Annotated in this window: 21 protein-coding genes; all 21 read right to left on the reverse strand. The window is 61.4% G+C overall.

Going from position 1 to position 21642, the window contains the following annotated elements:
• Positions 1 to 12 precede the first annotated feature (12 nt).
• The gene (locus ACQ4WO_RS20890; RefSeq protein WP_034753387.1) at positions 13 to 1803 is read right to left on the reverse strand and encodes an acyl-CoA dehydrogenase C-terminal domain-containing protein; all 1791 of its coding nucleotides are present in this window, start codon (positions 1801 to 1803) and stop codon (positions 13 to 15) included.
• 77 nt (positions 1804 to 1880) lie between these two features.
• Positions 1881 to 2483: a TetR/AcrR family transcriptional regulator gene (locus ACQ4WO_RS20895; RefSeq protein WP_436483185.1), complete on the reverse strand. Its 603-nt coding sequence runs from the start codon at positions 2481 to 2483 to the stop codon at positions 1881 to 1883.
• Between the two features lie 257 nt (positions 2484 to 2740).
• Complete coding sequence (locus tag ACQ4WO_RS20900) at positions 2741 to 3130, reverse strand: Hsp15 family ribosome-associated heat shock protein (protein ID WP_436483089.1); 390 nt, start codon at positions 3128 to 3130, stop codon at positions 2741 to 2743.
• A complete protein-coding gene (gene clsB, locus ACQ4WO_RS20905) occupies positions 3127 to 4290 on the reverse strand; it encodes a cardiolipin synthase ClsB (RefSeq protein ID WP_436483090.1) in 1164 nt (387 codons plus the stop codon). Before clsB ends, ACQ4WO_RS20900 begins: the two co-directional genes overlap by 4 nt.
• Before the next feature lie 9 nt (positions 4291 to 4299).
• Positions 4300 to 5121, reverse strand: coding sequence for an endonuclease/exonuclease/phosphatase family protein (locus ACQ4WO_RS20910; protein ID WP_278317612.1), 822 nt, complete (start codon positions 5119 to 5121; stop codon positions 4300 to 4302).
• Between the two features lie 85 nt (positions 5122 to 5206).
• Entirely contained in the window at positions 5207 to 5500 is a 294-nt protein-coding gene (locus ACQ4WO_RS20915) for a hypothetical protein (protein WP_072457749.1), read from the reverse strand.
• 19 nt (positions 5501 to 5519) lie between these two features.
• Positions 5520 to 5984 (reverse strand): dihydroneopterin triphosphate diphosphatase, encoded by a 465-nt coding sequence (gene nudB, locus ACQ4WO_RS20920; RefSeq protein ID WP_436483091.1) that lies wholly within the window; start codon positions 5982 to 5984, stop codon positions 5520 to 5522.
• A gap of 92 nt (positions 5985 to 6076) precedes the next feature.
• Positions 6077 to 7882, reverse strand: a complete 1806-nt coding sequence (aspS, locus tag ACQ4WO_RS20925) for an aspartate--tRNA ligase (protein WP_436483092.1) — start codon at positions 7880 to 7882, stop codon at positions 6077 to 6079.
• 63 nt (positions 7883 to 7945) lie between these two features.
• Positions 7946 to 8587: a DUF502 domain-containing protein gene (locus ACQ4WO_RS20930; protein ID WP_034753372.1), complete on the reverse strand. Its 642-nt coding sequence runs from the start codon at positions 8585 to 8587 to the stop codon at positions 7946 to 7948.
• 39 nt (positions 8588 to 8626) lie between these two features.
• The gene (locus tag ACQ4WO_RS20935; RefSeq protein ID WP_070221636.1) at positions 8627 to 8935 is read right to left on the reverse strand and encodes an FmdB family zinc ribbon protein; all 309 of its coding nucleotides are present in this window, start codon (positions 8933 to 8935) and stop codon (positions 8627 to 8629) included.
• Between the two features lie 79 nt (positions 8936 to 9014).
• Positions 9015 to 9617 carry a methyltransferase gene (locus ACQ4WO_RS20940; protein WP_436483093.1) on the reverse strand — a complete coding sequence of 201 codons (603 nt, stop codon included), beginning with the start codon at positions 9615 to 9617 and terminating at the stop codon, positions 9015 to 9017.
• 18 nt (positions 9618 to 9635) lie between these two features.
• Entirely contained in the window at positions 9636 to 11207 is a 1572-nt protein-coding gene (ubiB, locus tag ACQ4WO_RS20945; RefSeq protein ID WP_436483094.1) for a ubiquinone biosynthesis regulatory protein kinase UbiB, read from the reverse strand.
• Complete coding sequence (locus ACQ4WO_RS20950) at positions 11204 to 11842, reverse strand: ubiquinone biosynthesis accessory factor UbiJ (protein ID WP_436483095.1); 639 nt, start codon at positions 11840 to 11842, stop codon at positions 11204 to 11206. The genes ubiB and ACQ4WO_RS20950 overlap by 4 nt, the downstream gene beginning before the upstream one ends.
• Positions 11843 to 11993: 151 nt before the next feature.
• Positions 11994 to 12932 (reverse strand): Tim44 domain-containing protein, encoded by a 939-nt coding sequence (locus tag ACQ4WO_RS20955; RefSeq protein ID WP_436483096.1) that lies wholly within the window; start codon positions 12930 to 12932, stop codon positions 11994 to 11996.
• Positions 12933 to 12963: 31 nt separating this feature from the next.
• Positions 12964 to 13698 carry a bifunctional demethylmenaquinone methyltransferase/2-methoxy-6-polyprenyl-1,4-benzoquinol methylase UbiE gene (gene ubiE / locus ACQ4WO_RS20960; RefSeq protein ID WP_034778407.1) on the reverse strand — a complete coding sequence of 245 codons (735 nt, stop codon included), beginning with the start codon at positions 13696 to 13698 and terminating at the stop codon, positions 12964 to 12966.
• Between the two features lie 29 nt (positions 13699 to 13727).
• Positions 13728 to 14969: an RNA polymerase sigma factor gene (locus ACQ4WO_RS20965; RefSeq protein WP_436483097.1), complete on the reverse strand. Its 1242-nt coding sequence runs from the start codon at positions 14967 to 14969 to the stop codon at positions 13728 to 13730.
• A gap of 2 nt (positions 14970 to 14971) precedes the next feature.
• Positions 14972 to 15316 carry a YciI family protein gene (locus tag ACQ4WO_RS20970; protein ID WP_436483098.1) on the reverse strand — a complete coding sequence of 115 codons (345 nt, stop codon included), beginning with the start codon at positions 15314 to 15316 and terminating at the stop codon, positions 14972 to 14974.
• 95 nt (positions 15317 to 15411) lie between these two features.
• Positions 15412 to 16380: an IS1595 family transposase gene (locus ACQ4WO_RS20975; protein WP_436483099.1), complete on the reverse strand. Its 969-nt coding sequence runs from the start codon at positions 16378 to 16380 to the stop codon at positions 15412 to 15414.
• Between the two features lie 101 nt (positions 16381 to 16481).
• On the reverse strand, positions 16482 to 16931 hold the full coding sequence (locus ACQ4WO_RS20980; protein WP_034753354.1) for a gamma-butyrobetaine hydroxylase family protein: 450 nt from the start codon (positions 16929 to 16931) through the stop codon (positions 16482 to 16484).
• A 9-nt stretch (positions 16932 to 16940) separates the two neighbouring features.
• Positions 16941 to 17390: an HIT family protein gene (locus tag ACQ4WO_RS20985; RefSeq protein ID WP_436483100.1), complete on the reverse strand. Its 450-nt coding sequence runs from the start codon at positions 17388 to 17390 to the stop codon at positions 16941 to 16943.
• A complete protein-coding gene (locus tag ACQ4WO_RS20990) occupies positions 17390 to 21430 on the reverse strand; it encodes a DUF3683 domain-containing protein (RefSeq protein WP_436483102.1) in 4041 nt (1346 codons plus the stop codon). The genes ACQ4WO_RS20985 and ACQ4WO_RS20990 overlap by 1 nt, the downstream gene beginning before the upstream one ends.
• Positions 21431 to 21642: the final 212 nt, after the last annotated feature.

Genomic DNA, 21642 nt, shown 5'->3' on the forward strand with positions numbered 1-21642 from the left:
TTTCCTCAAGTCTTAGAACAGGTCTGCGTCGAGTGCCATCAGGTTGGCCGAACCGGAACGCGCCTGACGGATCAGGGTTGCCGTTTCAGGCTGCAAGCGGGCGAAGTAGAAACGTGCGGTAGCCAGTTTGGCGGTGTAGAACTTGTCGCCGCTGGATTCTTTTTCGAGGGCGATCTTGGCCATCTGCGCGAACAGGTAGCTGTAGATCATGTGGCCGACGACGCGCAGGTAAGGCACGCATGCCGCGCCCACTTCGTCAGGATTCTGGAAGGCCTTCATGCCGATTTCCATGGTCAGCTTGGTGACTTTGTCGCCCAGGTCGCCCAGTGGCGTGACGAATTCGCTCATCGCTTCATCGGTGCCGTTGTCTTCGACGAAAGCCTTGATCTTTTCGCCGAACTTGCGCAGCTTGGCGCCGTTGTCGCCGAGGATCTTGCGGCCCAGCAGGTCCAGCGACTGGATCGTGTTCGTGCCTTCGTAGATCATGTTGATGCGCGCGTCGCGCACATACTGCTCCATGCCCCATTCCGAGATGTAGCCGTGGCCGCCGAACACTTGCATCGCGTCCGAGGTGGCGATCCAGGCGTTGTCGGTAATGAAGGCCTTGATGACAGGGGTCAGCAGCGCCACTTCGTCGGCCGCTTCCTTGCGCACGTCGGCGTCGGGGTGGTGCAGTTCGCGGTCGATCTGCAGCGCCACGTACGAGGTGAAAGCGCGCGCGCCTTCGGCGTAGGCTTTACCCGTCAGCAGCATGCGGCGCACGTCAGGGTGCACGATGATGCGGTCGGCCGGCAGTTCCGGGTTCTTGATGCCGGACAGCGAACGCATTTGCGTGCGGTCCTTGGCGTAGATCAGCGCGTTCTGGTAAGCGATTTCCGTCAGGCCCAGCGACTGCATGCCCACGCCCAGGCGGGCCGCGTTCATGAAGACGAACATGGCGTTGAGACCCTTGTTCGGCTGGCCGATGATCCAGCCTTTCGCGCCGTCCAGGTTCATCTGGCAAGTCGAATTGCCGTGGATGCCCATTTTTTCTTCGATGGCGCCGCAGGTGATCGGATTGCGCTCGCCGACCGTGCCATCCGCGTTCGGCAGGAATTTCGGCACCAGGAACAGCGAGATGCCTTTCGAGCCTTCCGGCGCGTCCGGCACGCGGGCCAGCACCAGGTGCAGGATGTTTTCCGCCATGTCGTGCTCGCCGGCCGAGATGAAGATCTTGTTGCCGGTGATGGTCCAGGAACCGTCCGCCTCAGGCAGCGCTTTCGAGCGCAGCAGGCCCAGGTCGGTGCCGCAGTGCGGTTCGGTCAGGCACATGGTGCCCGTCCATTCGCCCGACACCAGTTTCGGCAGGTAGACTTCCTTCTGGTGGTCGGTGCCGTGTTCCTTCAGGCATTCGTAGGCGCCGTGCGACAGGCCAGGGTACATGGACCAGGCCTGGTTCGACGAGTTCAGCATTTCATAGAAGGAATTGTTCAGCACGACAGGCAAGCCCTGGCCGCCGTATTCCGGATCGCAAGCCAAGGCCGCCCAGCCGCCTTCGACGTACTGCTTGTAGGCTTCTTTAAAGCCTTTCGGCGTGGTCACGCTTTTCGTGACGGGGTCATGGTGGCAGCCTTCGCGGTCGCCGGAGTGGTTCAGCGGGAACAATACTTCGGAGGTAAATTTGCCGCCCTCTTCCAGCACCTGGTTGATGATGTCGGCGTCGACGTCGGCGTACGACGGCATTTGCTTCAGTTCTTCTTCCACTTGCAGGAACTCATGCAGAACGAATTGCATATCCCGGATTGGCGCGACGTATTGACCCATAATTTTCTCCTGAAGACGATTAGCTAAAATGTTGTACTTGTAGTGCGTGTGCGTTGTTGCGGATACTGCCTGACGGCTTATTTGCTTGTGACGGAATTCTGGTACGACGCCAGCAGGCGGATAAAGCCCGCTTGCGCCCGTTCGATGCTGCCCGGCACGCGCAGGAAGCGCGCGTCGTGATGCAGGGCCAGGATCAGGCCATACATCTCGTACACCAGCTGCTGCGCGTCCGTGTCCACTTTCAGGTCGCCCGTGGCGATCGATTGCTCGACACAACGCAGCAGCGCGCCCTGCCAGGCCCGCACCATGGCCACGAGGGCCTCGCGGATGGGACCGGGACGGTCGTCATACTCGACGGCACCGCTGATATAGATGCAGCCGGAAGCGATTTCCACGCTGACCCGCTTGACCCAGCGCGCAAACATCGATTGCAGGCGCTGGATGCCGCGTGGTTCTTTCATACTGGGGAAAAAGACTTCTTGCTCAAAACGATAGTGGTAGAGCTTCAGCACTTCCATCTGCAAGTCTTCGCGCGAGCCAAAGTGGGCAAACACACCCGACTTGCTCATGTTCATTTTGTCCGCAAGCAGCCCGATGGTCAGGCCTTCCAGGCCGTCACGGCTGGACAAGTCCAGCGCCACGTCGAGGATGGCTGCACGGGTCAGTTCGCCCTTGCGCATGAATTTGACTGAAGTATTCAAGAGGTCCGTTCTCAAAGTGAGGTTGCCGATCTGGCGGACGGAAGCGAGGGTAAAAAAAGCACGCCTCGAAAAAATCCGAACGCTCGTACTATTATCCAGTACCACGTAAAAGTCAAACGGGAACTTTAGAGCCGGTGTTCTATTGGTGCGGCGCAGCATTTTTTGGCCGCGTGTTTGTAGCGATTTCAGGCAGGCAAAAGCGTCGCGCGCCCTTGCCGCCTGGGTACAAGCGCGCCTCAGTCGAGGTCGCCTGCCCTGCTCAATTGACGGCGGTCGCGCTTGGTCGGCCGCCCCTTGATGGTGCTGCCTGGTTCGCGGAACAGCTTGCGGTCCTCGGCCAGCTGCTCGCGGCGGGCGATGCTGGCCGGCGTTTCCGCATACAGCAGGCGCGCCACGGGCGCCGCGCCGCGCTTGTCGGACAGGCCCAGCACAGCCACTTCCCACGTCTCCGCGCCATTGTCGATGGCCAGCTCGTCGCCCACGCGCACGCTGCGCGCCGGTTTCACGCGCTCGCCGCCCACTTTAACCTTGCCCGTGTCGACGGCTTCGCTGGCCAGCGAGCGCGTCTTGAAGAAGCGCGCCGCCCACAGCCATTTGTCCAGCCTTACCGTTGTCATCTCGCTCATGCGTACTTGCCTACTGAAAAAATGCGCATCACCAGCCGGTACGCGAGGAACGCGGCTTCATAGCCGATGCGCCGGAAGCGGCCGATGTGCTTGAAATCGTCCTGGTGAATGACGATGCCGTCGGCCACGCCCTGCTCGATATGCTGGCGCAAGCTTTGCGCGAAGGCCACGTCCTTGATCACCACATTCGCTTCCTGGTTCAGGAACAGGCTCAGCGCGTCAATATTGCTGGAGCCCACCGTCGCCCAGTCGTCGTCGACGACGGCCACCTTGGCGTGCAATTGCGTCTTGCGGTATTCGACGATTTTCACCCCGGCGGCCAGCAGTTTCGGATAAAACGAGTGCGCCACGGCATCCTGCATGCGGAACTCGCCCACGCCGATCAACAGCACCACGTCGACGCCCCGCTGGGCCGCCTGGGCCAGGGCGTGGCGCAGCTTGTGTCCGGGTGCGAAATACGGGTTGGCCAGCATCACGCTTTTACGCGCCTGGCCCAGCGCCTGCAGGTAGGCGCGCTGGATGGTGCGGCGGTTGCGCAGGTTGTCGCGCACGACAAAGCCGGCCACGACGGGATTTTTCGCCAGCTCCTTGCTGACGACGCGCATCTTGCGGTACAGCTTGATACGCCGCACCAAATTCATCTTGCCCAATCGCGCCCACTGCGCCTGCACTTCTTCATGGATGGCGTCGACCAGCGGCCCCTTCACTTGCACAGCGAAATCCCAGCGCGGCGCTTCCAGGCTGATGTTGTGGTCGTAGTCGCAAAACATGTCGTCGTTGATATTGATGCCGCCCACGAGGGCGATCTCGCCATCGGCCACGCAAATCTTGCGGTGCGTGCGTGTGATGCCGCGCCGGAACCACGGGTTGAAGATGCGGTGGTGAACGCCGGCCGCTTCCAGCTGCGCATGCATGGCATTGACGCGGCGGTTGCCCGTGCCGAACCAGTCCGTGATCATGCACACGAGCACGCCGCGCGCGGCGGCACGCTTGAGCGCGTCGAGCACCAGCGTGCCCGTCGCGTCATCGGCAAAGATATACGTTTCGAAATAGACTTCCGAGCGCGCACCGTCGATGGCCTGGACCAGCGCAGGAAAGTAATCGGTGCCACAATACAGCAGCTTGATGTCGTTGTGGGCGATGAAATTGACTGTACGCATGCCGGCAGTCTACGCGAGTTTCAAGGCGGCAACGATCGGTGCATGGTCCGACAGTTTTGCCCACAGGGTGCCGTGCATCACTTGCGCGCCTTCCACATGGAAACCGCGCACATAGATGCGGTCCAGGCGGAACCACGGCAAGGCGGCGGGAAAGGTGCGCGCCGGCACGGGCGTGGGGGTCTTGCTCTGGCGCCGCGCCAGGGTGCGCACCAGGTCGCCCAGGGCCGAGTTCGACGCGCGCTGGTCGAATACTTCGACCACGCCCAGCGCATTGCGCAGCTTGTCGCTGAGCGTGTTGCGCCAGTCGTTGAAATCGCCGGCAATGATGACGGGCTCGCCATCCGGCGCCGATTCCATCACGGCGTCGATCAGCGCCTGCGTCTGGCGGCCCCGTCCCGACTCGAACAGGCCCAGGTGAACGACATAGCAGTGCACGTCGGCCTGCGGCGTCTTGAGCACGCAATGCAGGATGCCGCGCTGCTCGTAGGCATGGTCGGAGACGTCGTGGTTGGTTTGCGAGGCGATGGGGAACTTGCTGAGCAAGGCGTTGCCATGGTGACCGTGATCGTACACGGCATTCATGCCATACGCGGAATGGTGCTCGGCGCCGGCAAAGAACTCGTGCTGCGACGCTTCCGGCCAATGCTTGTGGCCGTTTTTCTCGGCGCCATAGCGGGCCGCATTGCGGTCATGCTTGCCTTGCACTTCCTGCAAAAAGACGACATCGGCATGGAACAGGGCGATCGCCTGTTTTAAAGCATGCACGCGGGGCAAGCCCCGCACGGAGGAGACGCCCTTGTGGATATTATAAGTTGCTACGCGGATTTTCATGCATTGATTCTACTCCCAGACAGGCCCCGCGCGGCGCCTGCGTAGGTGCGCGTGCGCACCTAAACTGACACAATCACGAACGCAATCAGGCCAGCATGCGTCCCACGCCCGCCGTCACGCTGACGAGCAGCGCGGTGATGCCTGCCGCCCAGACGATCTTGACCAGCAACGGCGCGCCGCGCCAGGCCACCGTGCGCTTGCCCTTGGCAAACGCGCCCGGATGCAGCAGCCAGCCGATGGCCATCAGCGGCATGCCGATCGGTGGCGTACGGCCAGGCACGGTGGAGCTAAACAGCAGGAAGATGAAGCACAGGCAAAAAACGATGCCCAGGGTGCCCAGCAGTTTTTGCTGCGCAGTCAAATGTAACCAGTTCAACATGGAATGCCTTCTAGGGAAATCAGGTGGGACGCGCCAGGCCCGTCATGGCCGGCAATTGCAGAATCGCTTCCGCGTTGGACGACGAGAAACAACGGTCGGCCGCCGCCAGGTACGGCAGCCACGCATACTGCAAGTGTTCGCGCGGGCTCAGGGTGATGGCGATATCGCGCGGCACTTGCACGCTGAACACGTGTTCCGTGTTGCGCGTCACGCCGGGCGCATAGCGGTGGCGCCAGATCGGATAGATTTCGTACACGTTCGACAAGTTCCAGTCGCGCAGCACGATATCGTGTCCATCGGCAACGATGCCGGTTTCCTCGAACAGTTCGCGCGCGGCCGTCTGCAGCAGCGGTTCGTCGACGGCATCGACGGAACCCGTCACCGATTGCCAGAAACCGGGCTGGCCCGCGCGTTCGATGAGCAAGACGTCAAGGTCAGCCGTATGAATGACGACCAGCACGGAAACAGGGATTTTATAAGTCATATCAACAATGAAAAAGGCGCCACGACAGCGCCTTTTGGGGTCAGACCCGGCGGGACTCGGCGTCCCCGTCTGACCCCAGCCTCGACTAATGCTTAACCTGCCACTTTTGGCTCGGCGCTGCGCAAACGGATGTGCAGTTCGCGCAGTTGCTTCTCGTCCACTTCCGACGGCGCATGCGTCAGCAAGTCTTGCGCGCGCTGGGTTTTCGGGAAGGCGATCACGTCGCGGATCGATTCGGAACCCGTCATCATGGTCACGATACGGTCCAGGCCGAATGCCAGGCCGCCATGCGGTGGCGCGCCGTATTGCAGGGCGTCGAGCAGGAAGCCGAACTTCAGCTGCGCTTCTTCGGCATCGATCTTCAGTGCGCGGAACACTTTCGACTGCACTTCTTCGCGGTGGATACGAATCGAACCGCCGCCCAGTTCCCAGCCGTTCAAGACCATGTCGTAGGCCTTGGCGATACAGGCGCCCGGATCGCTTTCCAGCATGTCTTCATGGCCGTCTTTCGGCGCCGTGAATGGATGGTGGGTTGCCGTCCAGCGGTCCGCTTCTTCATCATGCTCGAACATCGGGAAGTCGACCACCCACAATGGCTTCCACACGTCTTCGAACAGGCCGGCTTTCTTGCCGAATTCGCTATGACCGATTTTCACGCGCAGCGCGCCGATGGCGTCGTTGACGACCTTGGCCTTGTCCGCGCCGAAGAAGATGAGGTCGCCGTCTTGCGCACCGGTCTGTTCGAGGATCGTGGCCAGCACGTCGGCAGGCAGGAACTTGACGATCGGCGACTGCAATCCTTCAGGACCCTTGGCTTTCTCGTTGACCTTGATGTAGGCCAGGCCCTTGGCGCCGTAGATGGCGACGAACTGGGTGTAGGCATCGATTTCCGAACGGGGCATGCTGCCGCCTTGCGGTACGCGCAGGGCAACCACGCGGCCGCCTTTCATGTTGGCGGCGCCGTTGAAGACCTTGAACTCGACCGACTTCATGACTTCCGTCAAATCCGTGAAGGCCAGCTTGACGCGCATGTCCGGCTTGTCGGAACCGTACAGGCCCATCGCTTCGGCGAAATCCATCACCGGGAACGGGTTCGGCAGGTCGATGTCCAGGGTGTTCTTGAAGACGACACGGATCATGTCTTCGAACAGGTCGCGGATTTCCTGTTCCGTCAAGAACGAGGTTTCGCAGTCGATCTGCGTGAATTCAGGCTGGCGGTCAGCGCGCAGGTCTTCGTCGCGGAAGCATTTGGTGATCTGGTAGTAACGGTCGAAGTTGGCAACCATCAACAGTTGCTTGAACAACTGTGGCGATTGCGGCAAGGCGAAGAAGCTGCCCGCGTTCACGCGCGACGGCACCAGGTAATCGCGCGCGCCTTCTGGCGTCGACTTGGTCAGCATCGGCGTTTCGATGTCGATGAAGCCCAGCGCGTCGAGGTACTTGCGCACTTCCATCGTCACTTTGTAACGCAGGCGCAGGTTGTTCTGCATTTGCGGGCGGCGCAGGTCCAGAACGCGGTGCGTCAAACGCGTCGTTTCCGACAGGTTGTCGTCGTCCAGCTGGAACGGCACGGGCACGGAAGGGTTCAGCACTTCCAGCTCCGAGCAGACCACTTCGATCTTGCCCGACTTCAGGTTGTTATTGACCGTGCCTTCGATACGGTTGGTCACGACGCCCGTCACGCGCAGGCAGAATTCGTTGCGCACGGCTTCGGCGACCTTGAACATTTCCGCTTGTTCCGGGTTGCAGACGATTTGCACCAGGCCTTCACGGTCGCGCAAGTCGATGAAAATCAGGCTGCCGTGGTCGCGGCGGCGATGTACCCAGCCGCACAGGCTGACGGTTTGTCCCAGCATGGCTTCGGTAACGAGGCCGCAGTATTCAGTACGCATAGACATAAAATTCTCAGTTCAGGTTAGTGAGTGTTCAATCCGGCCACGTCCCGCATGGGACGCCTGCCTTTATTCTTTGGCTGCCGGGGCCGGTACAGCAACAACTTCCGCAGGCGCCACCACGCCCATCGAGACGATATATTTGAGCGCCGCATCGACGCTCATGTCGAGTTCGACGACATCGCTGCGCTTCATCATCAGGAAAAAGCCCGATGTCGGGTTCGGCGTCGTCGGCACATACACGCTGACAAAGTCGCCCACCAGGTGGTTCGCCGCATCGCCGCCCGGCACGCCCGTCAGGAAAGCGATGGTCCAGGAGTTCTGGTGCGGATATGGCACCAGCACAGCCTTGCGGAACGCATTGCCCGACGGGGAAAACAGGGTATCCGACACTTGTTTGACGCTCGAATACAGGGAATTGACGATGGGTATGCGTTGCAGCAATTTTTCCCACAGCTTCACCACGTAATTGCCGACCAGGTTATTCGTCAGCAAGCCCGTGAAGAACACGATCAGTACCGTCAATACCGTGCCCAGGCCGGGAATGGTGCTCAGCGCGGGAACCTTGTGACCGAACCAGACGCTGGGCTGCGTACTGCCGGGCACCAGCAACAGCGACTGGTCCATCGTGCTGATCACCAGATTCAGGACCCAGGCCGTAATGGCCAGGGGCACCAAAATCAGTAATCCGGTAATAAAGTATTTACGCATCAGTTTCTCGGTAATGGATCGTATCGGCGCGGCGCGCTCTCAGTCCGCTTTCGGCGCGGTTGCAGCCGGGGCGGGCGCAGGTGCGGCAGCAGGCGCGCTCTCGGCGGCCGGGGCAGGCTTGGCGTTATCGGCCGGGCCCGTCGGAATGGCCGTGGTGGGCGCCGTGCCGCCGCGGAAATCGGTCGCGTACCAGCCGGTGCCCTTCAATTGGAAACCGGCGGCCGTCAATTGTTTCTTGAAACTGGGCTTGCCGCACGACAGGCACACCGTCAGTACTGGATCGGAGATCTTTTGCAAGACGTCCTTGGCAAAACCACACTCGTCACAACGGTAAGCGTAAATCGGCATCTCTACTCCGAGAAAATCATCAAAAACCCTGAATTATAAAGCTTTTCCTTTGCCCCCAACGGAAATTGACCGGTCCGCCTCAGTCCGCCCGGCGGCGCCAGCTCATCCAGCGCTCCTTGCCGGCGAAGACGGCGATGGAATCGTCGACGGCTTCATCGGCCAGGCAGTCGAAATGCGCGGCCAGCAATTCCTGCAGTTTCTCCCGTGATATACCAAATGGCGGTCCCTTGGCATTGTCGTCAAAGAAAAAGTAACCGGCCAGCATGGCGCCCGGCGCCAGCAGTTGCGCCCAGCGGGCCGCCACTTGCGGCCACATGGCGCGCGGCATGGCGCACAAAAAGGCCCGTTCATAGATCAGGTCGAGCGGTGCGACAGGTTCCCAGGCAAAGAAATCGGCTTCCACCACCTGCCCTGCCCGTTCGCCGACGACGGCGCGCGCGGCGGCCACGGCAGCCGGCGAAAAGTCGATGGCCGTGGCATCCCAACCGTGATCGAGCATGAAGACCAGTTCATAGGCCGAGCCGCAGCCGGGAATCAGGCAGCGCAGCGGCGCCGGGCTGCCGGCCACGCAGCTGCGCAGGCGCGTCGGCACGCCGCCGTGGTCCCAGGGCGTAAATTGCTTTTCGAAACGCTCGTCCCAGAAGGCGGGCGAGAGCGGATCGCGGGTATTGAAGTCAGCCATCACTTACGTCCTCAGCCTTTAAAACGGCAGTTGATGCCAGCGCATGAATACTTGCAAGCCCAGCGCGCCGAGGGCGAAGGCGCCCACGAAGTACACGATAAAACTCAGCAAGCGGTTCGTCTGGCGTTGCTCCGCCAGCAAGGTTTTCATCAGTTCCACATCGTTTTCACGCGGCTCGCCATGCACGGTCAAGGCCTGGTGCAGCAAGCGCGGCAGTTGCGGGAAGATGTGCGCATAACGGGGCGCCTCGGCGCGCAGGCGCTCCATGAAGCCTTGCGGGCCCACCTGGTTGCTCATCCATTTTTCCAGGTAGGGCTTGGCCGTTTGCCACAGGTCCAGTTCCGGATCCAGCTGGCGGCCCAGGCCTTCGATATTGAGCAGGGTCTTTTGCAACAGCACCAGTTGCGGCTGCACTTCCACGTTGAAGCGGCGCGAGGTCTGGAACAAACGCAGCAACACTTGCCCAAAAGAAATATCTTTCAGCGGACGGTCGAAGATCGGCTCGCAACAGGCGCGCACGGCCGCTTCCAGCTCATCGACGCGCGTGTCCTTCGGCGCCCAGCCCGATTCGATGTGCGCTTCGGCCACGCGCTTGTAGTCGCGGCGGAAAAAGGCGAGGAAGTTTTGCGAGAGATAATCCTTGTCGTAGTCGTTCAACGTTCCGACGATGCCGAAGTCGAGCGCGATGTAGCGGCCGAACGATTCAGGCGCGATCGACACGAGAATATTGCCCGGGTGCATGTCCGCATGGAAAAAGCCGTCGCGGAACACTTGCGTGAAGAAAATTTCCACGCCATCGCTGGACAGTTTGCGCAAATCCACGCCGGCCGCCACCAGGCGCTCCGTCTGCGACACGGGAATGCCGACCATGCGCTCCATGACGATGACGCTGCTGGAGCAATAATCCCAGTGCATTTCCGGCACCAGCAGCAAGTCCGAGGTGGCGAAGTTGCGGCGCAGCTGGCTGGCATTGGCCGCCTCGCGCATCAGGTCCAGCTCGTCGTGCAGGTATTTGTCGAATTCGCCCACGACTTCCTTGGGTTTCAAACGTTTGCTGTCGGCCCACAGGCGGCTGGTCCAGTCGGCGGCGATATGCATCAGGGCAACGTCCTCGTCGATCAGCTTTTTCATGCCCGGACGCAAGACCTTCACGGCCACTTCGCGGCCGTCCTTCAGGGTGGCGAAGTGCACCTGGGCAATCGAGGCGGACGCCACCGGTTCGCGCTCGAAGTGGGCAAACAACTGATCCGGGTGTGCGCCGAGCGACTTGGTGATTTGCGCGATGGCCAAGTCGGAATCGAAAGGCGGCACCCGGTCTTGCAGGCGCGCCAGTTCTTCGGCGATGTCGAGCGGCATCAGGTCGCGCCGGGTCGACAGCACCTGGCCGAATTTGACGAAAATCGGGCCCAGCTCTTCCAGCGCCAGGCGCAGGCGCAAGCCCCGTGGCGACGACAGGTCGCGCCAGAAAATCAGGGTGTCGATCAATTTGGCGGTGCGGGGAACTTGCAGACCAGAAATCGCTATCTCATCCAGACCGTACTTGATGGAAACACGGATGATTTTAAACAGGCGCAGGAATTTCAATATCATGTAGACAAATCCGGTGAGGAAGACTGCGGCTGGACGGCGGCGGCCGCCTTTTCCAGCCGGGCAAGGCGCTTGGCCAGGCGTTCGACGTCATCGCGCACGCGCGTCACGCCAGCGGAATACTCTTGCAAGGTAGAAGGACGAATCAGCATGGGCTGTTCGTCGAGAAAATATTCGGCCACGTTTTCCGCCAGCTTTTGCTGGCCCGTGCGCACAAAGGCGGCCGCATCCTTCGCGCCGGCAACGAGGCGCGTAGCCAGCATGGGCCCGACGACCTTTTCCAGGTCGTGCTCGGCTTCCCAGCGCAAGCCCTTGCTCAATTGCGAAATCGCATTGGCAAACTCGGCATCGCCTTCGATCTTGACGTAGGAAAACGCCCGCTCGCGGTTTTGCAGAATCAGCGGCACGTCGCGCAATTTCACGCGGATGGTGACGTTGGCCGGCGTGTCGGCCGGCGCCGCTTCCAGCATGCCGGCGCTGTCGACGCGCAGGCGCAGGGCCACGGCGCCCGTGTCGATGCAAGCCAGCTTGCCGGCATGCACGGCCAGTTGCTGGCGCGCCCACGGCTCTTGCGCCAGCAAGTGGTTGATGGTCGCAATGACAGGCGTCATCAGGGAAAGGTCGGAAAGTGGTGCCATCTATATACAGCGCGTCAGGCGCGCCCCTAAAAAGAAAAACCGCCCGTAAAACAACATGGGCGGTTTCGATCTTACCAGTTCAGCAGGCAATATCTGTTAAGCATCATGCATTCCGCATGGACTTAAGCCAATATTCAGCAAGTTTTTGCAATTAATTCAATTGCTGGATGCCTGCCAAAACCCAGCCGCTATTGCCGCTGACGGGTTTCGACATATTCCACACTTCCGCGAACGGTTCCGCCGCGGCGCCCGGCGCCGAACGGATCAGGCCCGTAAACTTCACGCTGGCCAGGTAATCGTTGACGCTCGTCTCGATACCCAGCAGTTCGGCATCAATGGTGACAACATCGGTAAAGTCTGGCTGCGCACCCCGTTCCTGGATTTGCATGCGCAGTTCCGCATACACTTCCGGCGACGTGAATTCGCGGATATCGTTGACGTCGGCCTTGTCCCAGGCCGCTTGCAGGCGAATGAAATTGCTTTTCGCGTGGCGCAGGAAGGCATCCTTGTCGAAGTCGCTTGGCACGCCCCATGGCGCGGCAGCCGGCACCGGTTTGTCCAGGCCTACGCCGGACGAGACAGGCTGTAGCGGCGGCAGCGGTGGAATGCGCGAACCGATGTCAGGCACGTTGGCTGGCGCAGGCTGGTTGCCGAAGCCGGCGAACGGCGCATTGCCGCTGCTGTTGCCAGCACGCTTGCCGCGCACCATGCGGTAGATGAAGAAGACCACGCCGGCCAGCAAAGCCACCATCAGCAAGGTGCTGATCATGCTGGCCAGGGCGCCGCCCAGGCCGAAGTGCGACAGCAGCGCGCCCAGGCCCAGACCCAGCAAGGCGCCGCCCAGCAAGCCCTTCCAGCGGCTCGGTGCCTTGGCGGCAGGCGCTGGCGCAGGAGCCGGCGCCGGTTGCGCCTGGCGTGGCGTGGCAGCCGGTGCCGGCGCTGGGGCCGGTGCGGGCGCCTGGCGGCTCACGTTCTGCGACTGACGACCTATCGAACGGCCACCGCCCATGGGACGGGCCAGCGCCTCGCCCAGCATGGATACCGTGGTCGCGGCCAGCATCATGCCGACCATAAATTTCTTCAATTTCATTCCATCTCCTAAAATCACCAACGTTGATGCATTACATCTTGATACCGGTGTGCAAAGCGGCAATGCCTGCCGTCAAATTGTAGTACTGCACGCGCTCCAGGCCCGCCGTTTCCATCATGGTCTTCAGGGTTTCCTGGTCCGGATGCATGCGGATCGATTCTGCCAAGTAACGATAGCTTTCCGCGTCGCCGGCGATTTTCTGCCCGAACCACGGCAAGACCGAGAACGAATACAGGTCGTACGGCTTTTGCAGGGGAGCGGCCACCTTGGAAAACTCCAGCACCAGCAGCTTGCCGCCCGGTTTCAGCACGCGGCGCATTTCCGCCAGCGCCACATCCTTGTGCGTCATGTTGCGCAGGCCAAAGGCCACGCTGACACGGTCGAAATAGTTATCGGGGAATGGCAGTTTTTCCGCGTCACACAACATGGTGGGGGTCAGCAAGCCGCGATTCAAGAGGCGGTCGCGGCCCACGCGCAACATCGATTCATTGATATCGGTCAGCCAGACTTCGCCGGTAGGGCCCGCCTGCTTGGCGAATGCCTTCGACAGGTCGCCCGTGCCGCCGGCGATGTCGAGCACCTTGAAACCGGGGCGCACGCCCGCATTGGCAATGGTGAACGTCTTCCACAGACGGTGCAGCCCGCCCGACATCAAGTCGTTCATCACGTCGTATTTGGCAGCGACGGAATGGAACACCTTGGCGACTTCGCGCACTTTGTCGTCTTCTGCAACTGTTTTGTATCCGAAATGGGTCGTATTGGTCATGGTAGGCAGTCTGTTTGAACTTGGGAGCATTATACAAGCGGCAGGCGCATTTCCCCGTGACGCCGGAGAAGGTATTGCCTTTCCACTGCATTCGAAGCCAGCATTGCCGCCCGGGCATATGCCGCCAGCGCCTCCAGCCGGTCGCCCTGGCGGCGCAGCAAGTCGGCCCGGGCCGCATGCAGATAATGCGATAGCGCCAGGCTGGGCACGGCTTCCAGGCGATCGAGCCACACCAGCCCGTGTGCGGTGCCATGCGCCATGGAGCAGGCGATCACGGCATTGAGCAAGATCAACGGTTCCGGCTTGTGCCGCAGCAAGGCGCCGTACAGGGCGCTGATCTGGCGCCAGTCCGTCTGGCTGGCCGTGGGCGCTTTGGCGTGCAAGGCGGCAATGGCCGCCTGCAGCTGATATGGCCCTGGCGCGCACGCCGGCAAGGCCAGTTCCAGCACGGCCAGACCCTCGGCAATCAGGTCGTCATCCCACAGACCGCGGTCCTGCTCTTCCAGGGTCAGCAGATAGCCTTCAGGCGACAGCCGGGCAAGGCCGCGCGACGCCTGCAGCAGCATCAGGGCCAATACACCCTGCACTTCGGGCTGGCCCGGCTGCAGGCTGTCGAGCAGACGCCCCAGGCGCAGCGCCTCGGCGCACAGGTCCGCGCGCAGCAGGGTGTCGCCGCCGCTGGCGCAATAGCCTTCGCTGAACACCAGGTAAATCACGTGCAGCACCTGCGCCAGCCGTTGCTGCAATTCTTGCTCCGGCGGCAACTCGAAGGGAATGCGCGCTTCCGCGATCTTGCGCTTGGCGCGCAATAGCCGCTGCGACAGGGCCGCTTCCGCCACGCTGAAGGCGCGCGCGATCTCGCACGTGGACAGCCCACACAGGGTGCGCAGGGCCAGCGCCACCTGCGCCTCGGGTGCCAGCGCAGGATGGCAGCAGATGAACAGCAGGCGCAGGCGATCGTCCTCGATGGGCGGCGCTTCCACCGCCACGGCCGCAGTCAGGCTGGCTAGCTGGGCCTCGGCATCGCTGACGCTCTTGCCCGCCCGGCGCACGTGATCGAGGCCCGCATTGCGCGCCACGGAACTGAGCCAGGCGGCGGGATTATCAGGGATGCCCGTGCGCGGCCACAGTTCCAGCGCCTTGCGGCACGCTTCCTGCAACACATCTTCCGCCAGGCCCAGGTCGCCGAAACGCCGCATCAGGCCGGCCAGCACCCTGCCCCTTTCCTGGCGAAAGACGTGTTCGACGGCCGCAATGGCCTCGCCGGCCATGCTCAAGCCGTCACGGGCCGCACTTCGATGGTGCCCAGCGAAGCGGCCGGACAACGCCCGGCCCAGACCAGCGCCTCGTCCAGATTGGCGCAGGCTAGCAGATAGTAGCCGCCCAGCTGTTCCTTGGTTTCCGCGAACGGCCCATCCGTGATGACGGGTTTGCCATTGCGCACCCGCACACTGGTGGCACTGCCCACGGGCGCCAGTTCGGCGCCCCCGCGCAGCACGCCGGCCGCCTCCAGCGCGTGCGTATAGCTGGCAAAGTCGGCCATCAGGCTGGCCATCTGCTCGTCCGGCATGGCGGCATAGCGCGCCTCGTCGGCGTAGATCAGGATCAGGTATTCCATAGTCTCTTCTCCAAAAGAAAAATGCCCGCAAGCGCGGGCATTCATACGACGAATGGATATGCGGCAATCCGACAAGCTTACCGCATTATTTTTGGCTATGTCACCATTAGATGTGGGAAGGTGCCCAGCGTTGCCTTCAATAACGTTTCAGGGGAGCGAATGCGCCTGGCGTCGAGTATCCAGCGCCATCCCAGGTAGTTCGACAGATAGCGTGTCGCCACGCCGTGAAACGGCCCCAGCCATTGACGCAAACGGCTGTGATAGGCGTTGACGTTCTGCACGTGGGCGGCGCCCTGCACGCGGATGCCGGCGCGCAGGTTGACGGCCACGTGGCTAATACCCGCTTCCCTGGCGAAGGCCCGATAGGCTGCATGACCATCGGTGACCAGCAGCACATCCTTGTCGATGACGGGTAACAAACAGTGGTGCAACTGCGCCTTGGTTAGCGCTCCTTTTCCCGTGACGAAATCGAGGGTCTGTCCCGTGCGGTCGCGCGCCACCAGGATGCAGACCTGTTCGTTCGATATGCCGCGTTTATGGGCATGGCCGCCCCGGCGGCGGGGCGGACGCGTCATGTTTCTGGATCCCTTTTCCGATGCCAGCAGATATAACTCGTCGGCCTCGGCGATCCCGTGCAGACCATGCGGCCGGTCCGTCTTTGCCAGCGATAAAAACCGGTGACGCCAGCGAAACGAGGTGTTACGGTGCACGCCCAGTTGGCGCGCGGCCTTGCGCACGGAATCCGATGCCAGCAGACAATCGGCGTAATCGAGCCACAGCGATTTATGGCGCAAGCGCGCCAGTGGCGTGCCGGTGAGTGCATTGAAGGTGCGGCCGCAGGGCACGCAACGGTAGCGCTGCAGTCCGTGCGCATGACCATGCCGGTGCAGGTGCGCCCAGCCGCAGGCGGGACAGGCCAATCGCGGCTGCGCCACATTTTCCAGCAGCGCGACGGTCGCGTCGTGTGGCGCGTTGCCATGCAGCAGGGCAATGCCTGCCTGCCGCTGGCGTCTGCTCAAGTGAGCAAACTGCGCAATCAAGGTGATCCATTCAGCTGGCCGCATGATCTGCTCCCTGCGTGATTGATATGCAGAGTCAGACAGCACTGCCAAGGGAAAATTCCGGCATTCCCCTACTTGCCGATGACAGAGCCTTATTTTTTACCCTAGTGTTTGTGACCGCAGCTCGGTCCGTGGACGTGGCCGGAAGATTGCTTGACCGTCATGTCCGCCTTGGCGTCGCGGCCGCTGTCGCCGGGATAGCCGGCTGCCGCCAGCTGGTCCAGGTAGGCTTGCCACAGCTTGTCTTTTTCCGCGCCCAGCTTGTACAAGTAGGCCCAGGTGTACAGGCCGGAATTGTGGCCATCGCTGAAGGTCGGCTGCACGGCGTAGTTGCCGACCGGCTCCAGGCCCGTGATGCCGACCAGGCGCTTGCCTAATTGCAAGGTTTCCTGGCCCTTGCCATGGCCCTGCACTTCGGCCGACGGCGAGTACACGCGCAGGTATTCGAACGGCAGCGCAAATTCGCTGCCATCGTCAAAAGCCACGTCGAGCACGCGCGACTGGTTGTGCACGGTCAAGCCGGTGGGTTGCGGTGTTGCTGCTTTTTCAGTCATGACGATACTTTATGCGGATAAACGTTGAATGATGGCGTCGCGCAAGGCCGGCAGCAGCGCGCGGCGCGCGGCCAGCACCGCGTGTGCCGTCTCGCGTTGGACCACGGCCCAGCTGGGGTTCGGGAAATGCGCGTCGTCGCGGTAGCGGGGAATCACGTGCCAGTGCACGTGCGGCGTCATGTTGCCGAAACTGGCCACGTTGACCTTTTCCGGTTGCATCACTTCACGCACGGCCAGCTCGACTTGCCACACGACTTCCATGACGTAGTTGCGCTCGCCAGGCGTCAAATCCGTCATTTCCTTCACGTGCTTGTTCCAGATCACGCGGCAAAAGCCGGGATAGGCGGCGTCATCGACGGCCACGACGGACAGGCGCTCGCTGCGCCACAGCAAGGCTTCACAGCCCTGCTTGTTGGCAAAGCCGTCCAGCAGCGTGCACAGATCGCAACTCGTGGACATTACACCAACACCCGTTCAATGCCGCCGTCATTGGCGCGTTTCACGTAATCCGGCATCCAGTTCTCTCCCAGCAAGTGTTTGGCGATCTCGACGACGATGTAGTCGGCCGTCGTGCCCGAATCGTCATTGTAGCGCGAGAGTCCTTGCAGGCACGACGGGCAGCTGGTGAGGATTTTCACGTCGCCCGTGAAACCGTCGCCGCGCAGCTTGTCCGCGCCCTTGACCATCTCTTCTTCCTTGCGGAAACGCACTTGCGTGGAAATGTCGGGACGCGTGACGGCCAGGGAACCCGATTCACCGCAGCAACGGTCATTCTTCTCGATCTTCACGTTATCTACCGTGCTAATCAGGGAGTTGATGGTCTTGCCCGATTCCTGCAGCTTCATCGGATTGTGGCATGGCTCGTGGTACATATAACGGGTGCCGTTGACGCCTTCCAGCTTCACCTGTTTTTCCAGCAGATACTCATGGATATCCATGATGCGGCAGCCGGGGAAAATCTTCTCGAACTGGTACGTTGCCAGCTGGTCGTAACAGGTGCCGCACGACACGAGCACCGTCTTGATGTCCAGGTAATTGAGCGTGTTGGCCATGCGGTGGAACAGGACGCGGTTGTCCGTCATCATCTTCTCGGCCTTGTCGAACTCGCCCGCGCCCCGCTGCGGATAACCGCAGCACAGGTAGCCCGGCGGCAAGACCGTCTGCACGCCCACTTCCCACAGCATCGCTTGCGTGGCCAGGCCCACTTGCGAGAACAAACGTTCCGAACCGCAACCGGGGAAGTAGAACACGGCTTCCGTATCGGCCGTCGTCGTCTTCGGATTGCGGATGATCGGGATGACCTTGTCGTCTTCGATGTCGAGCAGCGCGCGCGCCGATTTCTTCGGCAGGTTGCCCGGCATTTTCTTGTTGATGAAGTGGATCACCTGCGCCTTGACGGGCGGCTTGCCCGTCGATGGCGGCGGTGCCTTGGTTTGCTTCTTGGCAAATTTCTTCAGCAAATCGTGGCCCAGGCGCTGCGCCTTGTAACCCCAGCCGATCATGACCTTGCGCGTGGCGTTGATGGTCACGGGATCGGTTGCGTTGAGGAACATCATCGTGGCCTTGGTGCCCGGATTGAAGCTCTTCTTGTCCATCTTGCGCAGCAGATTGCGCATGTTCATCGACACGTCGCCGAAGTCGATGTTCACAGGGCAAGGCGTCACGCATTTATGGCAGACCGTGCAATGGTCGGCCACGTCCTCGAACTCTTCCCAATGCTTGATGGAAATACCGCGGCGCGTCTGCTCTTCGTACAGGAAGGCTTCGATCAGGGACGAGGTCGCCAAGATCTTGTCGCGCGGCGAGTACAGCAAGTTGGCGCGCGGCACGTGGGTCGAGCACACGGGCTTGCACTTGCCGCATCGCAAGCAATCCTTGACGCTGTCGGCGATGGCGCCGATATCGCTTTGCTGCATGATCAAGGATTCATGGCCCATCAGACCGAACGATGGCGTATAGGCATTGCGCAAGTCGGCGCCCATGCCCGGCAGATTCAGCAGTTTGCCCTTGTTGAAACGGCCTTCCGGATCGATGCGCTGCTTGTAGCTGCGGAAGTCGCCGATTTCTTCTTCCGTCAGGAATTCCAGCTTGGTAATGCCGATGCCGTGCTCGCCGGAAATGACGCCGTTCAGCGAGCGGGCCAAAATCATGATGCGGCCCACGGCTTCGTGGGCATCCTGCAGCATTTCGTAATTGTCCGAGTTGACGGGCAAGTTCGTGTGCACGTTGCCGTCGCCCGCATGCATGTGCAGCGCGACGAACACGCGGCTACGCAGGATGCGCGCGTGAATCGCGGTGGCCTCGTCGAGGATCAGTTTGAACGCGGCGCCATTGAAAATCTGGCGCAGCTGGGCGCGGATTTCCTGCTTCCACGTGATACGCACGGTGCGGTCCTGCACCACGTCGAACAGGGTGGCGTTCGGTTGCGTTTCCAGGCGCGCATCGAACACGGGCAGCAAGCGCTCCATGCCCAGTTCGGCCAATTCACCCTTCGCGTCGACCAGCGGACGGTCCAGCTGGGCCAGCAGATAGGTCCAGCGTGCCGTGACTTGCGCCAGCAACTGCTGCGCCTGCTCGGCGCGGTCGCCCAGCATTTCAGCATCGTCCACGCGGTCGTCGGACGCATCGTCGCTCTTACCGATTGGCAAGTTACCCTTGGCAAAGAACGCGCTCAAGGCGTCGGCCAGTTGCAGCTTGTTCTTGATCGACAGTTCGATATTGATGCGCTCGATGCCATCCGTGTATTCGCCCATGCGGTTCAGGGGAATGACGACGTCTTCATTGATCTTGAACGCATTCGTGTGCTTGGCGATCGCGGCCGTGCGGGCACGGTCGAGCCAGAATTTCTTGCGCGCTTCCGGGCTGACGGCCACAAAACCTTCACCCACACGGGTGTTGGCGATGCGTACCACTTCCGACGCCGCTTGCGCGACGGCGTTTTCATCGTCGCCGACGATGTCGCCAAACAGGGCCATCTTCGGCAACACGCCCCGCTTCGACTTGGTGGCGTAGCCGACGGCGCGCAGGTAGCGCTCGTCCAGGTGTTCCAGACCCGCCAGACGGATGCTCGTGTATTGCTCGCCCTTGGCCGGCAAGCCGTCGAGGTAATCCTTGATTTCCACGATCGACGGGATCGCATCGCGCGCCTGGCCAAAGAATTCCAGGCAGACGGTGCGGGCGAATTTCGGCATCTTGTGCAAAATCCAGCGCGCCGACGTGATCAGACCGTCGCAACCCTCTTTCTGGATGCCCGGCAAGCCGGCGAGGAATTTATCGGTGACGTCCTTGCCCAGCCCCTCCTTGCGGAACTTGCGGCCAGGAATTTCCAGGATTTCCGTCTTGAAAGGCGCGTTCGGTTTTGTCGCGTCGCGCGTGCTCGGGTGGCGCCACTCCAGCTGGAAGCGTGCCAGCGCGATATCGTGGATCTTGCCCAGATTATGGTCGAGACGCGTGACGTCGAGCCAGTCGCCGTTCGGGTCGACCATGCGCCACGAAGCCAGGTTGTCGAGCGCCGTGCCCCACAGCACGGCTTTCTTGCCGCCCGCATTCATGGCGACGTTGCCGCCGATACAAGAAGCGTGGGCCGAGGTCGGGTCGACGGCAAACACGAAACCGGCCTTTTCCGCCGCTTCCGATACTTTGTTCGTGATCACGCCCGCGCCCGAATTGATCGTCGCGTATTCATGCGTCAGGCCCGGCAAGACCGTCATTTCCACGGCGCCCAGGGTGATGAGTTTTTCCGTGTTGATGACGGCCGACATCGGCGTCAGCGGAATCGCGCCGCCCGTGTAGCCGGTGCCGCCGCCGCGCGGGATGATGGTCAGCCCCAGCTCGATACAGCCTTTGACGAGGCCGGCCATTTCCTCTTCCGTGTCGGGCGTGAGCACGACGAACGGGTATTCCACCCTCCAGTCGGTGGCGTCCGTCACGTGCGACACGCGCGTCATGCCGTCGAAGCGCACATTGTGTTTTTCCGTGTAGCGGCCCAGCACCTTGACCGTGCGCTTGCGCAAGTCGTAGGTCTTGCGGAATTCGTCGCCAAAGTCGGCCACGGCCTTGCTGGCCGCCTTCAGCAGCAGCTCCACGTTGGCGCTGCGTGCCTTGGCCACTTCCGGCGCTTCGCCTGCCGCCAGCGCGTCGCCGCCGGCCGCATCGATGCTCAGGCGGCGCTTGTCGACTTCGGCCAGGCGGTGATGCAAGGCATCGATCAAGCCCTGGCGGCGCTTCGGATTGTCGAGCAAGTCATCCTGCAAATACGGATTGCGGCGCACGACCCAGATATCGCCCAGCACCTCGTACAGCATGCGGGCCGAACGGCCCGTCTGGCGGGCGCCGCGCAGCTCGTCGAGCAGGCGCCAGGAGTCCTCCCCCAACAGGCGTATGACGATCTCGCGATCGGAAAACGACGTGTAGTTATACGGGATTTCGCGCAGCCGGCTTGCTGCGGGACCATTCGGCGTTTCTGCCAGTAAAGCTTGGATTTGTGCGGGAGCGTTCATGGAGTGTGGTGACGATATAGACTGGACCCTAAAGGGCCATTTTATCTTATTGCGCCGCACCATGCGGGAACAGCCTTATGCCGCCCAAGGTTTAAGCACCTGATCCGTCATCATAGAAAATATGGAAAAGCCTTCCTTTACTTGAATAAAAAACCGGCTTCAAGGATTTTTTGACGCAAAAATGCCAAGAATCGGACGCCACTGCAAACTAT

Source organism: Janthinobacterium aestuarii (assembly GCF_051380835.1).
Taxonomy (GTDB): Bacteria; Pseudomonadota; Gammaproteobacteria; order Burkholderiales; family Burkholderiaceae_D; genus Janthinobacterium; species Janthinobacterium aestuarii.

Excerpts from the sequence above, each read along its gene's own strand:
- ACQ4WO_RS20890 (WP_034753387.1), bottom strand. The coding sequence starts at position 1,803 with ATGGGTCAATACGTCGCGCCAATCCGGGATATGCAATTCGTTCTGCAT.
- ACQ4WO_RS20895 (WP_436483185.1), bottom strand. The coding sequence starts at position 2,483 with ATGCGCAAGGGCGAACTGACCCGTGCAGCCATCCTCGACGTGGCGCTG.
- ACQ4WO_RS20900 (WP_436483089.1), bottom strand. The coding sequence starts at position 3,130 with ATGAGCGAGATGACAACGGTAAGGCTGGACAAATGGCTGTGGGCGGCG.
- clsB (WP_436483090.1), bottom strand. The coding sequence starts at position 4,290 with ATGCGTACAGTCAATTTCATCGCCCACAACGACATCAAGCTGCTGTAT.
- ACQ4WO_RS20910 (WP_278317612.1), bottom strand. The coding sequence starts at position 5,121 with ATGAAAATCCGCGTAGCAACTTATAATATCCACAAGGGCGTCTCCTCC.
- ACQ4WO_RS20915 (WP_072457749.1), bottom strand. The coding sequence starts at position 5,500 with ATGTTGAACTGGTTACATTTGACTGCGCAGCAAAAACTGCTGGGCACC.
- nudB (WP_436483091.1), bottom strand. The coding sequence starts at position 5,984 with ATGACTTATAAAATCCCTGTTTCCGTGCTGGTCGTCATTCATACGGCT.
- aspS (WP_436483092.1), bottom strand. The coding sequence starts at position 7,882 with ATGTCTATGCGTACTGAATACTGCGGCCTCGTTACCGAAGCCATGCTG.
- ACQ4WO_RS20930 (WP_034753372.1), bottom strand. The coding sequence starts at position 8,587 with ATGCGTAAATACTTTATTACCGGATTACTGATTTTGGTGCCCCTGGCC.
- ACQ4WO_RS20935 (WP_070221636.1), bottom strand. The coding sequence starts at position 8,935 with ATGCCGATTTACGCTTACCGTTGTGACGAGTGTGGTTTTGCCAAGGAC.
- ACQ4WO_RS20940 (WP_436483093.1), bottom strand. The coding sequence starts at position 9,617 with ATGGCTGACTTCAATACCCGCGATCCGCTCTCGCCCGCCTTCTGGGAC.
- ubiB (WP_436483094.1), bottom strand. The coding sequence starts at position 11,207 with ATGATATTGAAATTCCTGCGCCTGTTTAAAATCATCCGTGTTTCCATC.
- ACQ4WO_RS20950 (WP_436483095.1), bottom strand. The coding sequence starts at position 11,842 with ATGGCACCACTTTCCGACCTTTCCCTGATGACGCCTGTCATTGCGACC.
- ACQ4WO_RS20955 (WP_436483096.1), bottom strand. The coding sequence starts at position 12,932 with ATGAAATTGAAGAAATTTATGGTCGGCATGATGCTGGCCGCGACCACG.
- ubiE (WP_034778407.1), bottom strand. The coding sequence starts at position 13,698 with ATGACCAATACGACCCATTTCGGATACAAAACAGTTGCAGAAGACGAC.
- ACQ4WO_RS20965 (WP_436483097.1), bottom strand. The coding sequence starts at position 14,969 with ATGGCCGGCGAGGCCATTGCGGCCGTCGAACACGTCTTTCGCCAGGAA.
- ACQ4WO_RS20970 (WP_436483098.1), bottom strand. The coding sequence starts at position 15,316 with ATGGAATACCTGATCCTGATCTACGCCGACGAGGCGCGCTATGCCGCC.
- ACQ4WO_RS20975 (WP_436483099.1), bottom strand. The coding sequence starts at position 16,380 with ATGCGGCCAGCTGAATGGATCACCTTGATTGCGCAGTTTGCTCACTTG.
- ACQ4WO_RS20980 (WP_034753354.1), bottom strand. The coding sequence starts at position 16,931 with ATGACTGAAAAAGCAGCAACACCGCAACCCACCGGCTTGACCGTGCAC.
- ACQ4WO_RS20985 (WP_436483100.1), bottom strand. The coding sequence starts at position 17,390 with ATGTCCACGAGTTGCGATCTGTGCACGCTGCTGGACGGCTTTGCCAAC.
- ACQ4WO_RS20990 (WP_436483102.1), bottom strand. The coding sequence starts at position 21,430 with ATGAACGCTCCCGCACAAATCCAAGCTTTACTGGCAGAAACGCCGAAT.